Consider the following 13,980-nt stretch of genomic DNA (forward strand, 5'->3'; position numbering starts at 1 on the left):
TGCATAAGTGCTGATCAGCGACTTACGGCCACCGGGAGCCCCAGGGGTCACAGGTCGGGTTACAGGTCGTGGATCTTCAGACCGTCGGCGACCCGAGTGAACAGCTCCTCGCCGTCCTTGGCCGCCTTGCCCGCGGCCGGCATCGAGACCCGCAGCCGCCAGTAGGCGGTGCCCTGTCCGGGCACGAGCAGCTCGTGGTAGCGATAGCGGGTCGGGTTGGGGTCGGAGGAGGCCGAGTTCGGGGTGTAGTCGGTGACGATGTCGTACGCCTGTCGGCCCTGGTGCTTGACGGTGGCGGTGGTCACCTTGCCGTTGGTGAACTCGATGCCGTTCCTGCCGCCCTTCTCGTAGTACGTCTTCCACGCCCCGGGGTCGGCGGGCAGCGTGTTGTGGGTCTTGTCGGTGGCCGGGTCGAGCCGGTCCACATAGATCTGGAAGACGGCGCTCGGGTCCTTGTAGTTGACGTTGTCGCCGTCGGTGCCCTGAGTGCGCGCGTAGTCGTCGGGGACCGTGACGTCCGCGTGCAGCACCTCGTTCTCGGGCCGGACCTGCCACCCCGCGGGCAGACCGCCGCCGCCGAACGGGCTCGCCAGGAGCAGCACGACCGCCACGGCTGCCGCCAACACCCCGCCACCGAGGCCGAGTTGAGCCTTGCGGTTGTCGACGAGGACCGGCGGCACCCAGCGGCTCCCGCCGGTGGGCGCCCCGTCGCCCGCGTACAGCCGGGTCGCCGCGAGCGGAGCCGGGGCCGCGGCCGGTTCCAGCGTCGCGCGGATCTCGGCGGCGCCCGGCCGGGCCGCCGGGTCCTTGCGCAGGAGCTGCATGACGAGGGTGCCGAACGCGCCGGAGCCCCGGGCGGGCATCTGCGGTTCGGCGGAGAGCACGGCCTGGAGGGTGGCCGGGGTGTTGCTGCGCCGGTACGGCGACATGCCCTCGACCGCCGCATACAGGACGACGCCGAGCGACCAGAGGTCGGACTCGGGGCCGGGACGCTGGCCGAGGACCCGTTCCGGGGCGATGAATTCGGGCGAGCCGACGAACGCGCCGGTCTCGGTCAGGCCCTGCTCGCCCTCGACCTGGGCTATGCCGAAGTCGGTGAGCACGACCCGGTCGCCACGCCCGAGCAGTACGTTGTCCGGCTTGACGTCGCGGTGCAGGACGCCCGCCTCGTGGGCCGCCGACAGCGCGCCGAGTACGGCAAGGCCGATCCTGGCGGCCTCGCGGACGTCGAGGGTGCCTTCCTGGAGCCGGTCGGCGAGCGACTGGCCGCGCACCAGCTCCATGACGATCCAGGGCTTGCCGTCCTCCATGACGACGTCGTGCACGGTGACCACGCAGGGGTGGTCGATGCGGGCGGCGGCGCGGGCCTCGCGCTGCATGCGCAGGTATACGTTGGCCCGTTCCCGCTCCCCCAAGTGGTCGGGCACCCGGGGCTCCTTGACCGCGACCTCCCGGTCGACCACCTCGTCGCGGGCCCGCCAGACCGTGCCCATGCCGCCGTGCCCGAGCCGTCCCACCAGGCGGTATCGGCCGCCGAGCAGCCGCCCCGTGCCGTCGCCGGTGCCGTCGGGGCGTTGCTGCTGCGTCGGCGCGTACGGCTTCGGTTCGTAGGGCTTCTGCTGCGGTACCGGAGCGGGCTCCGGGGGCCGCAGGCCGTAGCTGGTGGGCTCGTTCGCCCGTCCCCCATCGTCTCTCATGCCCACATCCTGACGAACGGCGGCGCGGGGTGCCACATCGGGCCTTGTGCGGATGCACAGCCGTGACAGAAGCGGGCGGACGAGGGCGGCTCAGGGGCCGGGGACGAAGGAGTCGAGCGCGGTGTCGAAGGTCCGCTTCGCCTCGTCGATCCGGCCGACCGGCGCCGACACCCACACGTCGTAAAGGCGCCCGAAGTTTTCCCAGCACTCGTCGTAGGTGTGCCGGGCGCCCTCGGCCTGGGTGAAGCCGTTCCAGGTGAACTCCCACAGCGCCGCGTCGCGCCCGTGGTGGGTGGTCGCGGTGACCTTGCCCTCGCGGTAACCGGGGTTGCTGGTGGGCCCGTTCGCCGCCGCGAGCTTCATGACGCCGAGCGGGCCGCCGGACACCGCGTTCTGGATGCGGATGCCGATCCGGAGGGCGCCGTCGGGCGACTTGTAGAACACGCGCTGCTCGTCGGTGGTGCGCACGTACCCCTCGGGCAGGGCGAGCGCGAAGCCGTCCGGGTCGCGGACGAAGCGGAATCCGTCGGGCACCGGCGGCGGGCCCTGCCGCGGGGGCGGCGGAGGAGGCGGGGGCGGTCGCCAGGAGGCGTCCGGCGGGGCGGCGCCGGTGCTCGGCGCGGACTGCTCCACCGAGGTGCGTCCCCCTCCCACGTCGCCGAGCGCGAGGACCGCGACGGCCGCGCCCGCCCCGGCGAGCACGATCACAAGGGCGGCCCCGACCAGCACACTCCGGGCCTGCCAGGGTCGTGCGACGGGTGAGGGCGATGTGACGGGTGTGGCGAGGGGTTCGGGGGCCGGCGGCACCGGCTGGTCGACGCGCTCGGTCGGCACGTAGCGCGGTCTGGGGGTGCTGCCCGTCGCCGCGAACGTACGCAGCAGCGACTCCGCCTCCACCGCGCCGAGCCGGTGCACGGGGTCGCGCTCCAGGAGGCCGTGGACGACGGGGAGCAGCGGGCCGGCGGCCCGGGGCGGGCGGATCTCGTCGAGGACGACGGCGTGCAGGACGCCGCCCAACGAGTCGCGATGGAAGGGGGATTCGCCGCTCAGGGCCGCGCACAGGAGCGCGCCGAGGGACCACAGGTCCGACTCGGGCCCGGCGTTCGCGCCCTGCATCCGCTCGGGCGCGGTGTATTCGGGCGAGCCGACGAACGCGCCCTCCTCGCTGATGGTCGAGGTGCCCGGCACCTGCGCGATGCCGAAGTCGGTGAGCACGACGCGTCCGCTGTCCTCCTCGATGAGGACGTTGGCGGGCTTGAGGTCGCGGTGCAGGACGCCCCGGGCGTGGGCGGTGGCGAGCGCGCCGAGGAGGGCGACCCCGATGCGCGCGGCCTCCTGGACCCCGACGGGCCCGGCCGAGGCGAGCCGGTCGGCGAGCGAGCCGCCGTCGACGAGCTCCATCACGATGTACGAACGCCCGCCCGCGCCTTCGTGGCCGGCCTCCTCGACGACGTCGTGGACGACGATGACGTGCGGGTGCTTGATCTGGGCGACCGCGCGGGCCTCGCGCAGCGCGGCGGTGGCGGGCGCGCCGCCCTCGGGGTGCAGTTCCTTGACGGCGACCTGGCGGCCGAGCAGTTCGTCCTGCGCGCGCCAGACCGTGCCCATCCCGCCCCGGCCGAGCCGCCCCCCGAGGCGGTAGCGCCCCGCCACCAGGCGGGAGTTGGGACGGTCTTGGGGCTCTTTCGGATCCTGCTCTGCTGTGGGCACCGGGTTCCCCCTCGATCTCCCCGCACAACGTGCAGGGCCCATCATGCCGCACCCCGGGCGGGCTCCGACGGTGTTCCCCGCAGGTGGGAGCAGCCGGGTCAGCCGCCGTTGGAGGAGGTGGGCTGCCAGCTCTGGAGCACCGTGTCGAACTGCTGGCGGATGGTCGCCCAGTCCTCGTCGGGGCCCGACATGTAGATGGCGTACTCGGGCTTGCCCCCGTCCGCGTAATACATCTGGTCGATGGCGTGCCGCTTGCCGGGGAAGTCCTGCTTCTCGTAGTAGGTGAACTCCCAGAGGGAGGACCTCTCCTGGTCGCGGAAGGTGTTGCTGTGCAGGGTGAGCCGCTTGTACTGCAGCCGCTCCTTCAGCGTCTTCTCCAGGTTGAGCATGTGCATGTACGGGTTCTCGAAGTCGGGCACCTTGTCGACGCTGATCCGGATGCGGTGCCTGCCGTTGTCCGGGGTGTAGTCGATCTCGGTGCCGTCCATCTGCCGCTTCCAGCCCTTGGGCACGAGCATGCTGAAGCCGGCCGGGTCATTGACCCGCTGGAAGCCGGCGGGCACCGACTGGTCGCCGCCCGGCTTGCCGCTGGAGTCGGTCGTGGTGGGCGAGCCGGAGTTCTGTGCGCTGCCACCGCCCGACCCGCCCTTGCCCTCCTGGTACTTCATGTACGCGAATCCCGTCGCCACGCCGACGACCGCGGCCAGCACGACAACCAGCGCCACGGTGCGCCAGCGGCGCCTGCGCGGCGCGGGCCGGGTGACGGTCTGCGCGGCGGGCCGTTCGGGGGCCGGGCGCGGGACCGCGTTGAGCTCGGTGGGCCCGGTCCGGGACTCGGCGGCCGAGCGCATGTCCCGCTCCGACAGCTGACGGGTCGGCACATAGGCCTGGGCCCCCTTGGAGGCACGCCCCTCCATCGCGTCGAGGAACATCCGCTCGGCCTCCTCGACCGAGGGGCGGTCCTCCGGCTGCTTGCGGAGCAGCGCGACGATCACGGGGGCGAGCGCTCCGGCCCGGTCGGGCGCCGGAGGTTCGTCCTCCACCACGGCCTGCATGGTGGAGATCGGCGAGTCCCGGCGGAACGGCGACTCACCCTGCACGGCGGCGTACAGGGTGGCGCCGAGCGACCACAGGTCGGAGGCGGGGCCGGGGTGGGCGCCCTGGACCCGCTCGGGCGCCAGGTAGTCGATGGAGCCTACGAGTTCGCCGGTCTTGGTGATGGTGACGTCGCCCTCGATGGCGGCGATCCCGAAGTCGGTGAGCAGCACCCGCCCGTCGCCGGCGAGCAGCACGTTGCCGGGCTTAACGTCCCGGTGCAGGACGCCGGCCGCGTGGGCCGCGCGGAGCGCGCCGAGGACGTGCAGCCCGATGCGGGCGGCCTCGCGCGCGTCGATGCGGTGGCCGTCGGCGGCCTTGACCGCGTCGGCGAGCGAAGGCCCGTCGACGTACTGCATGACGATCCAGGGCCGGTTGTCGTGGTCGAGGACGTCATGGACGGTGACCACGCCGGGGTGGGTGATGCGGGCGGCGGCGCGGGCTTCCTTCTGGGTGCGCGCGTGCAGGATCGCCCGGTCGGCCTCGGCCACGTAGAGGGCGGCGGTGAGTTCCTTGACGGCGACGGTGCGGTGCAGCACCTCGTCGTGGGCGCGCCAGACCTTGCCCATGCCGCCGCGGCCTATCGCGTCGCCGAGCCGATAGCGCCCGGCGAGCAGCAGCCCCGCGCCGGAGCCGTTCGTGCTGTGAGTGTTTTCCACGTCCCCCGCCCGCCCAGACCTTTCCTACGAGGTCAGATTACGGAGCGGAATCCGGCCAGGGAACCTCGGGGCACCCAACCGTGACCATACGGACCGTTGGTCCCGCGGTGATCGGGTCTTTCGGCCGTGTTCCGCGGCGTACAAAACCGTCGAATCCCGTGCGCGCGGGGCGATTTCGGGGACTGCGCAGCGTGACCGGATGTCAGCGGGTGGCCTGGTAGGCGCCGGTGGCCTGCCCGAAGATCTCCGTCACTTTGTCACGCTGTGCCTCCGGACCGATGACCTGGACCACGTGATATCGGCCATTGACGATCATGGCGAGATTGCGCACATAGACCTGGCGGCCGTTGCTGTCGCGCCAGGTGAACTGCCCCTCGGCCATGGACCGCTGCCCCACGTCGATGCGCCGCAGACCGGTGGAGGTGGACCAGCTGGAGTCCCTGAAGGGCTGGAGTTCGCGCTCCTTGTCGGCCTGGTAGACCAGCGGATCCGGGCCGTTGTCCTTCACCGAGTCCCGCCCGGGAACGACGATCAGGGTGAAGTCACCACCGACATAACGGACTTGCCCGGAATCGTTCATCGGCTGCCGCCGCCAGCTCTTGTCGACGCCGACCTGGAACCCCTCGGCGTCCTTGCGCACGGCGTAACCGGCGGCCGGGGTGGCGCCGGTCCCGCCGGGCCCGGTGGTCTGCGTCTGCTGCGAGGGCGGCGTGCCGCCGGGCGCGGGCACTTGGGAGGCAGGGCCGGGGCTCTGCTGACCGTCGGTGTGCGGCGGGGTGACGCTGCCGGTGTTCTGCGCGGAGCCCGACCGCGGCATGAAGAGCACAGCGTACGCGATCGCCGCGGCGAGCAGCACCAGAATGAGCAGGAGGAGCAGCCGGCCGAGCGACCTCGGTCTCCGGCTCCGTGACGCGGCCTGGCGGTGCCGGCCGTGCTCGGCGGCCGGGGCGACGGGCACGGGGGCGGCGGCGCGCCGTCTGCGCCGTACGAGTTCGCCGCGGCGGCGCAGGATGGGGAGCCGCCTGGCGTCGGGCACGATGAGCGGGGCGATGCGGGTGCCCGCGTCCGGCTCGGGCGCGGACCGCACCAGCGAGCGCAGCCAGCCGCGCAGCTCCTCGAACTCCGGCCGCTCGGTGGGGTCCTGGCGCAGCAACGATTCGACCACCGGCCGCAGCGGCCCGCACTCCTCGGCGTACGCGGGCGGCTCGCCGCACACCATCTGGACGAGCTCGGCCGCGCTCTCCTCCGGGTAGGGGGCGTGGCCCTGCACGGCACGGAACAGCAGGGCGCCGAGCGCCCAGAGGTCGGTGGCGGGGCCGATCGGCGGGGCGAGCCGCCAGTTCTCGTGCACGGGCCCGGCCTGCTCGGGCGCCCAGCGCTCGGTGACCGCCCCCACCACGGCCATCCGCGTGTGCCGGGCCCGCTCGGCGGCGAGCCGGTTGGCGGGGCCTCGGTAGGGGGCGTCGGCCGGGCCGGTCCGCTGTTCGGGGCCGGGTGTCCGTCCCTTGACCACCGGGACGGGCAGCGGGGCGGCGGGGTGCGGCGCGGCGGGGTGCGGCTGACGCTGCGAGTCGGCCCGGAAGGCGTCGGCCCGGAACCCCGGGGGCAGGGCGGGGGTTCTGGGGACGGGAGCGGAGGCGGCCGACGCCGAGTTGCCTGAACTCCCTTGTGAATTGCGGGAGTTGTCGTCACGGGCGGACGGGCTCTGGGTCTCCGCTGCCCGGCGCGGGGTGGGGCGCGGGACCCAGCGTCCGGTCACCGGGTCGTACTGGCGGCGGGTGCGGCCGGAGTCGGGGCCCTGGTCCTCGGCGTACGGGCTGGCGGGGGCGCCGCTCGGGACCCGTACGCCTCGTACGGGGTCGTACATGCCCTGGTCTCCGGGGGCGTCGGGGGTCGCCCAGCTCCCTTCGAGCCCGGCCTGGCGGGCCTGTTCGGAGGGAGGCGTGCCCTCGGGCGCGCCGTCCGGGGCGGGACGCTGCACCGGGAGGTCCGTCCCGGTGCGGGCCGCGGCCCTGGCGCCCGCGCGGTACGCGGCGATCACCCCGGCCCGCGCGGCGGCCCCGGGCGGCGCGGGACGCGGGTCGGGATCGCTGTCCGAAGTGCGGCTCGGTGCGGCTTCGCCGGGGCCCGCCGAGCGCTCGGCCGGTGGCGCCTCGCCGAACCCGTCGCCGTCGGGCGGGAGCGGCACCGGGGCGTACCCGCACAGCGCCTCCTCGGCGGCGCCGGCCGCGAGGCCGGTCAGAACGACCCGGCCGTCGTCGCAGATCAGCACCGTACGGGCGGTGATGTTGCGGTGCGTCCAGCCGTGCGCGTGCAGCACCGCGAGCGCGGTCAGCACATCGGAGGCGACCTCGGCCGCGCGGAAAGGGTTCAGCGGACGATCGGCGAGCAGCGCCGACAGCGGGCGCGCGGCGACCAGTTCGCTGACGATCCACAGCGAACCGTCCTGCGCGAACACGTCGAAGACCTGGTCGAGGCGGGGATGGTCGGGAATCCGGGCGGCCGCCTGGGCCGCCTCGACGGCCCGGCGAACGGCCGGATCGGCGGGCCGCCGGGTGGTCCGCCCATAGCCGGGCGCGGCACCGTACCCGCTCCCGCTCATATAGGCGTCGGGTGTCCCGTACGCGTCGTCGCCGTCGAGCACCTCGGCGTCGACGACCTCGGGCAACGGAACCTGCCGGACCAGGACTTCCTGTCCGCTGTATGTGTCGAAGGCGCGCGTCTCGACGAGGTCGTAGGTGTCGTCGGGGGGCAACGGCAGCCGATAGCGGTCGGCGAGCACCCGACCCGCATAGTCGTCCACGACGCCTCCCCACAGCGCGCTGTTCCCCCGGACCACGGACCTCAGTCCTGCCGCATGCCGTCAATTCCGGTCGTTTACCGGCTCATTGTGGCTGCGTACGGTCCGCGGGCTCTCACGATACGTGGCCCCGCCTCATCACGTCCGGGGGATGGACGTTTCCCCGGGCGGGGTCAGGCGGGCTGGAAGGTGGCGAAGAACGCCGCCAGCGTCTGCTGGGTCTCGGGCTTCGACCAGTCCGCATCCTTGGCCGAGAACATGATTCCGTAGCCCTGGCTGAGGCTGACGACGAAGCCCCGGTCCACCGAGTGGTACTTGGCTCCGCTGTCGTCGTCGTAGGTGAACTCCCAGTCGGCGGCCGGCCAGCCCCGGTAGTTCGCCGCGGCTATCTTCACCCGCTTGTAGCCCGGCCTCGTCATGGACGACTCCTGGTCCGTCCAGTCCGCCACCGGGTTCGACTTGGGGCTGTCGGTCCAGCCGATCAGGAGGCGCTGGCCGTTGGGGCCGTTGAACCGGACGCCCGCGTCGTCGGTCTTGCTGTACGACCAACCCGCGGGCAGGCCTATGGAGAAGCCCTGGCTCGACTTGTAGGGAGTGGTGACCCCACTGCCCGTGCCACCGCCCGTGCCAGCGCCCTTGTTGCTGTCGCCGGTGCCCGTGCCGGTGTCGTCGCCCTTGTCGTCGCCCTGTCCGGCCGTGGCCGTGGAGCCCTGGCCGGACGGGGTGCCGCCGCCGGACGGCTTCTGGCTGCCGGTGCCCTGCTTGCTGTTCGCCGGGGAGCCGGCGGTCGCGGGCCCACTGGCAGTCGGCTTGTTGCTCTTCGACTTGCCTGCGGAATCGTCTCCTCCGCTGAGCGAGACGGCGAGCACCGTGCCGAGTATGACGAGCGCCGCGACGACCGCGATGATCACCAGGGTGCGGCGCGGCACGACATCGGTGAGCGGCGCGCGCTGCGGCGGCACCGGGCCGGACGGCGCCCCGGACTTGGGCCGCGGCGCGGGTACCGCCTTGTTCCGGACGTCCCGCGCCTCGCGGGCGACCTGAGCCTTCTCCTTGGCGGACGCCTTGGCCTCGGCCGCCGCGTTCCGCACGGACTTGAGCGCGCCGCGCACCCGCTCGGCGGCCGCGTCGGTCTTCGGCTCACCGGGCAGCGGCGGCAGCGGAACCACCCGGGTCGCCTCGGGCGACACCGGCTCGGGAGCGGGCTCCGGGCTCTCCGGGGCGTTGAGCACCTCGGTGAGCAGCTTGCGCGCGGCAGCGTTGTCGAGCCGCTGCGCCGGGTCCTTCGCGAGCAGCCCGTAGATGACCTGCTCAAGGAGCGGCCCCGCGTTCTTCGGCGGATCGACCGGCTCGGTCATCACCGCGGTCAGCGTCGCGATCGCCGAACCCTTGTCGTACGGGGGCACGCCTTCCACGCTCGCGTACAGCAGCCCGCCGAGCGACCAGAGGTCGGCGGCCGGACCGGGCTTGTGGCCACGGGCCCGCTCGGGCGAGATGTACGAGGGCGCGCCGACGAGCATGCCGGTGGAGGTGATGGAGGGGTCGCCCTCCACCTGCGCGATGCCGAAGTCGGTCAGCACGACCCGGCCGTCCTCGGCGATCAGCACGTTCGACGGCTTGACGTCGCGGTGCAGGATGCCTTCCCGGTGCGCGGAACGCAGCACGTCGAGGATCGCGAGCCCCACCTCTGCGGCCCGTCGGGGCGTCAGCGTCCCGTCCTCGCGCACCGCTTCGGCGAGCGACTTGCCCTCGACGAGCTCCATCACGATCCACGGCCGGTCGTCCTCGTCCACGACGTCGTAGACGGTGACGGCGGCGGTGTTGCGGATCCGCGCGATCGCCTTGGCCTCGCGCAGGGTGCGCGTGATGAGCCGGCGCTTCTCGTCCTCGTCGATGCTGGACGGGAAGCGGAGTTCCTTGACGGCGACGGTCCGCCCCAGCGTCTCGTCGACGGCCCGCCAGACCGTTCCCATCCCGCCGCGCCCGAGCACCCCACCGAGCCGGTACCGGCCCGCGAGCAACCGGCCTTCACCGCCGCCCTTCTTGGGGGCTTCTGCTGCGGCAGCCGGCTTGGCGCCAGCGGGGCGGGGAGCCGACTTGGCACCGGTGGAGGGGGTGGCGGGCTTGGCGTTGCCCGAGGGGGAGGTGGGCTTCGCGAGCGACTTGGCGTCCCCGGCCTTGGTGGCCGTGGGCTTGGTGTCCGTGGGCTGCGCGCTCGACTTGGCGTCGTGGGACTTGGTGGTCGGCTCGGCGTCGTCGATCCGCGGGCTCGGCCCGGCTGCCCGCTTGGCAGCCGACTCGGCCTCGGCGGGCCGGGAACCCGACTTGGCCTCCGCGTCCTTGTTGCCCGGCTCGGCTTCGGAGGTGTTGGAGTCCGGCTTCGCATCGGCGGGCTCGGAGCCCGACTTGACGTCCCCGGCCTTGGCAACCGGCTTGGCCCCGGAGACCCCGGAGCCCGGCTTGGCATCGGGCGAGCCACCCTCCGCGCTCGGCTCGGCAGCCGCAGCCGGGGCGCCCGGCTTCGCACCCTCCGCCTTGGCGCCCGGCTTCGCAACCGGCTTGGCGACCGACGTCCGGGGGTCCGGCTTGGTCTCCCGGGCAGCGGCATCCCGGCCGCCGCCCGCAGCGCCGGGCTTCGCATCCTCCGCCCGGGAACCCGAATTGCCCTTCGGGGCAGCCGCATCCCGCCCGGCGTCCGACGGCTTGCCCGCCGCCTTCGCCGGGCGCTGCCCGGACTTCGTGCCCGCCTCGCCCGAGGCGGACTCTGCGGGCGTCGACGACGCCCCCGGTTCCTGCCGCTCGTCCCGCTGGGGTTCCCGCGACTGCTCCGCCTCCGACATGCGTCCCCTCTGCGATTCCTGATCTTCGCCCGCGCCGGCCTCGGCCCGCGGCCCGCCGCGACCTGCCTCGTGGAGGCGGCCCGGCTCACCGCTCCGACCTGCTTGTCCTGCCGGGTGCCCGGCCGCACCGGAGCCGCTCTCGAACCCGGCGTCCGCGCGAGGCCCGTAACCCGCCCTGGCAGAGCCCCCATTGTCCCTCACGCCAGGACCGGTGATGGTCCCGGGTCCGCCGTCCGCCAAGATGGCTCCGAAGGAAGGGAAGCCCGCCATGCCGACGCTCCGGGCGCTGCTCGCCGCACCGCTGGCCACAACGCTGACCACGGCGCTGTGCGTGCTCGGCACGACGCCGCTGACCGGCGAAGAAGCCCCTTCCGCCGCGCGCACCGCATTGGCCCGCCTGGTCACCGACGGCGGCGCCCCGGCCGCCGCCCTGCTCGCCGAAGACGCCTCCGGCACCCGGTACCGCACCGCGGGCACCGCCCTCGGCCGCGCCGACCACTTCCGTGCGGGCAGCGTCACCAAGACGTTCGTGGCCACCGTCGTGCTCCAGCTGGCCGCCGAGGGCAGGCTGGGACTCGACGACACCGTGGACCGGTATCTGCCCGGGCTTGTGCGCGGGCACGGCAACGACGGCCGCCACCTCACCCTGCGCTCCCTGCTCTCCCACACCAGCGGACTCTTCAACTACACGGCGGACACCACCGTTCCGGTTCCACTGGGCCCCGACGAAGCCATCCGCACCGCGCTCGCCCACTCCCCCGGGCCGCTGGGCACGTATGCCTACTCGAACACCAACTACGTGCTGCTCGGCCGGATCATCCAGGCCGTCACCGGCCGCACCTACGCCGCCGAAGCCGAACGCCGCATCATCACCCCCCTCCATCTCACCGGCACCTCCTTCCCGGGCGCCCGCACCACGCTCCCCGAACCACACGGCCGGGCCTACACCCCCGGCGGCCGCGACGTCACCGAACTCGACCCGCGCCAGGCGGGCGCCGCCGGCGAGCTGATCTCGACCCTCGCCGATCTCAGCCGTTTCTACGCGGCCCTCCTCGACGGCCCCCTGCTGCCCGCGCCCCAGCGGCGCGAACTGCTCGGCACCTCGGCCACCCGGGGCGTCTACGCCCTCGGCCTCTACCCCCAGCGGCTCTCCTGCGGCCTGACGGTGTGGGGGCACAACGGCCACATTTCCGGCAGCTACGTGCGCGCCGCCACCACCCCCGACGGCCGCCACACCATCGTCTTCCGTATCAACACCGATGCCCTCACCGACCCCTCTCTCGAACTCGCCCTCCTCGATGCCGAGTTCTGCCCGGCACCGAGCCCCTAGAACCGAGTCCCTAGACCGGCGCGATGTCCGGCGCGCCGAGCCGGGCCGCGTCCGCCGTCAGGTCGTCCGGCTGACGCTGCGACTCCCGCTCCGCCTCCACCCGCTTCTCGTAGTGCTCCACCTCCTTCTCGATCTGCTTCTTGTCCCAGCCGAGCACCGGCGCCATCAGCTCCGCGCACTCCCGGGCCGAGCGCGTACCCCGGTCGAAGGTCTCGATCGAGATCCGGGTCCGCCGGGTCAGCACGTCGTCGAGGTGGCGGGCGCCCTCGTGCGAGGCGGCGTAGACGATCTCGGCGCGGAGATAGTCGTCGGCCGCGGCGAGCGGCTCGCCGAGCGCCGGATCGGCGGTGATCAGCTCCAGAAGGTCCTCGGCCATCGAGCCGTACCGGTTCAACAGGTGCTCCACGCGCACCACATGGAGCCCGGTCCTCGCCGCGATCCTGGCCCGCGCGTTCCACAGCGCCCTGTAGCCCTCGGCGCCGAGCAGCGGCACGTCCTCGGTGACGCAGGCCGCCACCCGCTGGTCGAGCGCGTGCACCGCCTCGTCGACGGCGTCCTTCGCCATCACCCGGTACGTCGTGTACTTGCCGCCCGCCACGACCACGAGTCCCGGCACCGGATGCGCGACGGTGTGTTCGCGCGAGAGCTTGCTGGTGGCGTCGGACTCCCCGGCGAGCAGCGGCCGCAGACCGGCGTACACACCCTGCACGTCGTCCCGGGTCAATGGCACCGCGAGCACCGAATTGACGTGTTCCAGGAGGTAGTCGATGTCGGCGCTCGATGCCGCGGGGTGCGCCTTGTCGAGGTCCCAGTCGGTGTCGGTGGTGCCGATGATCCAGTGCCGGCCCCAGGGGATGACGAAGAGCACGGACTTCTCGGTCCGCAGGATCAGCCCCGTATTCGAGTGGATCCGGTCCTTGGGCACCACCAGGTGGATGCCCTTCGAGGCCCGTACATGGAACTGCCCCCTCTCCCCGATCAGCGCCTGGGTGTCGTCGGTCCACACCCCTGTCGCGTTCACGACCTGCTTGGCGCGGATCTCGTACTCCCCGCCCGCCTCTCCATCCTGCACCCTGGCACCGACAACGCGTTCGCCCTCGCGCAGGAAGCCCACCACCCGGGCCCGGTTGGCGACGTGTGCCCCGTACGAGGCGGCGGTGCGCACCAGGGTGGTCACATAGCGCGCGTCGTCCATCTGGGCGTCGTAGTACTGCAACGCTCCGACCAGCGCGTCCTTCTTCAACGCGGGGGCGACCCGCAGCGCGTGGCGGCGGCTCAGATGACGGTGCGTCGGCAGCCCTCTGCCGTGCCCGGACGACACGGACATCGCGTCGTAGAGGGCCACGCCCGAGCCCGCGTACAGCCGCTCCCAGCCCTTGTGCTGCAAGGGGTAGAGGAACGGGACCGGTTTCACCAGGTGGGGTGCGAGCCGTTCGAGCAGCAGCCCTCGTTCCTTGAGGGCTTCGCGCACGAGGGCGAAGTCGAGCATCTCCAGATAGCGCAGGCCGCCGTGGATCAGCTTGCTGGAGCGGCTTGAGGTGCCCGATGCCCAGTCCCGCGCTTCGACCAGGCCGGTGGCCAGGCCCCGGGTCGCCGCATCGAGTGCCGTGCCCGCTCCGACCACCCCCGCGCCCACGACCAGCACATCCAGCTCGCGTTCGGCCATGGCGGCGAGCGCCTGTGCGCGCTGCTCGGGTCCCAGTGTCGCTGTCCTCACGGCTTGCCTCCCGTGGATCGGGGTGGTCGCGCGGACCGGGTGGTCCGGCCCACATCCTCGATTCTGGACGGGACCACCGACATCGGCCACCGCCTGTGGACAACACTCGGATTGCCGCGCCCTCCCAATGCC

7 protein-coding genes are annotated in these 13,980 nt (G+C 73.1%); 1 reads left to right on the forward strand and 6 read right to left on the reverse strand.

The genetic code is table 11. From position 1 onward, the window contains the following. Positions 1 to 59: 59 nt before the first annotated feature. The 5 genes from IE206_RS17065 to IE206_RS17085 form a co-directional block, all read right to left on the reverse strand. Positions 60 to 1,697: a serine/threonine-protein kinase gene (locus IE206_RS17065; protein WP_189963021.1), complete on the reverse strand. Its 1,638-nt coding sequence runs from the start codon at positions 1,695 to 1,697 to the stop codon at positions 60 to 62. 90 nt (positions 1,698 to 1,787) lie between these two features. Continuing rightward, complete coding sequence (locus IE206_RS17070) at positions 1,788 to 3,407, reverse strand: serine/threonine-protein kinase (RefSeq protein WP_226600095.1); 1,620 nt, start codon at positions 3,405 to 3,407, stop codon at positions 1,788 to 1,790. Between the two features lie 98 nt (positions 3,408 to 3,505). Continuing rightward, positions 3,506 to 5,161: a serine/threonine-protein kinase gene (locus IE206_RS17075; protein ID WP_226600096.1), complete on the reverse strand. Its 1,656-nt coding sequence runs from the start codon at positions 5,159 to 5,161 to the stop codon at positions 3,506 to 3,508. Between the two features lie 202 nt (positions 5,162 to 5,363). Next, positions 5,364 to 7,964 (reverse strand): serine/threonine kinase C-terminal domain-containing protein, encoded by a 2,601-nt coding sequence (locus tag IE206_RS17080; RefSeq protein WP_189963023.1) that lies wholly within the window; start codon positions 7,962 to 7,964, stop codon positions 5,364 to 5,366. A gap of 170 nt (positions 7,965 to 8,134) precedes the next feature. Continuing rightward, positions 8,135 to 10,801, reverse strand: a complete 2,667-nt coding sequence (locus tag IE206_RS17085) for a serine/threonine-protein kinase (RefSeq protein ID WP_189963024.1) — start codon at positions 10,799 to 10,801, stop codon at positions 8,135 to 8,137. A 268-nt stretch (positions 10,802 to 11,069) separates the two neighbouring features. Here IE206_RS17085 and IE206_RS17090 point away from each other — a divergent pair, with 268 nt between their 5' ends. Beyond that, positions 11,070 to 12,131, forward strand: a complete 1,062-nt coding sequence (locus IE206_RS17090; RefSeq protein WP_189963025.1) for a serine hydrolase domain-containing protein — start codon at positions 11,070 to 11,072, stop codon at positions 12,129 to 12,131. A 10-nt stretch (positions 12,132 to 12,141) separates the two neighbouring features. Here IE206_RS17090 and IE206_RS17095 read toward each other — a convergent pair whose 3' ends face one another. Then, complete coding sequence (locus tag IE206_RS17095; protein ID WP_189963026.1) at positions 12,142 to 13,848, reverse strand: glycerol-3-phosphate dehydrogenase/oxidase; 1,707 nt, start codon at positions 13,846 to 13,848, stop codon at positions 12,142 to 12,144. Positions 13,849 to 13,980: the final 132 nt, after the last annotated feature.

The organism is Streptomyces violascens, from assembly GCF_014649955.1.
In the GTDB taxonomy this organism is placed as follows: Bacteria; Actinomycetota; Actinomycetes; order Streptomycetales; family Streptomycetaceae; genus Streptomyces; species Streptomyces violascens.

Excerpts from the sequence above, each read along its gene's own strand:
- IE206_RS17090 (WP_189963025.1), top strand. The coding sequence starts at position 11,070 with ATGCCGACGCTCCGGGCGCTGCTCGCCGCACCGCTGGCCACAACGCTG.
- IE206_RS17085 (WP_189963024.1), bottom strand. The coding sequence starts at position 10,801 with ATGTCGGAGGCGGAGCAGTCGCGGGAACCCCAGCGGGACGAGCGGCAG.
- IE206_RS17065 (WP_189963021.1), bottom strand. The coding sequence starts at position 1,697 with ATGAGAGACGATGGGGGACGGGCGAACGAGCCCACCAGCTACGGCCTG.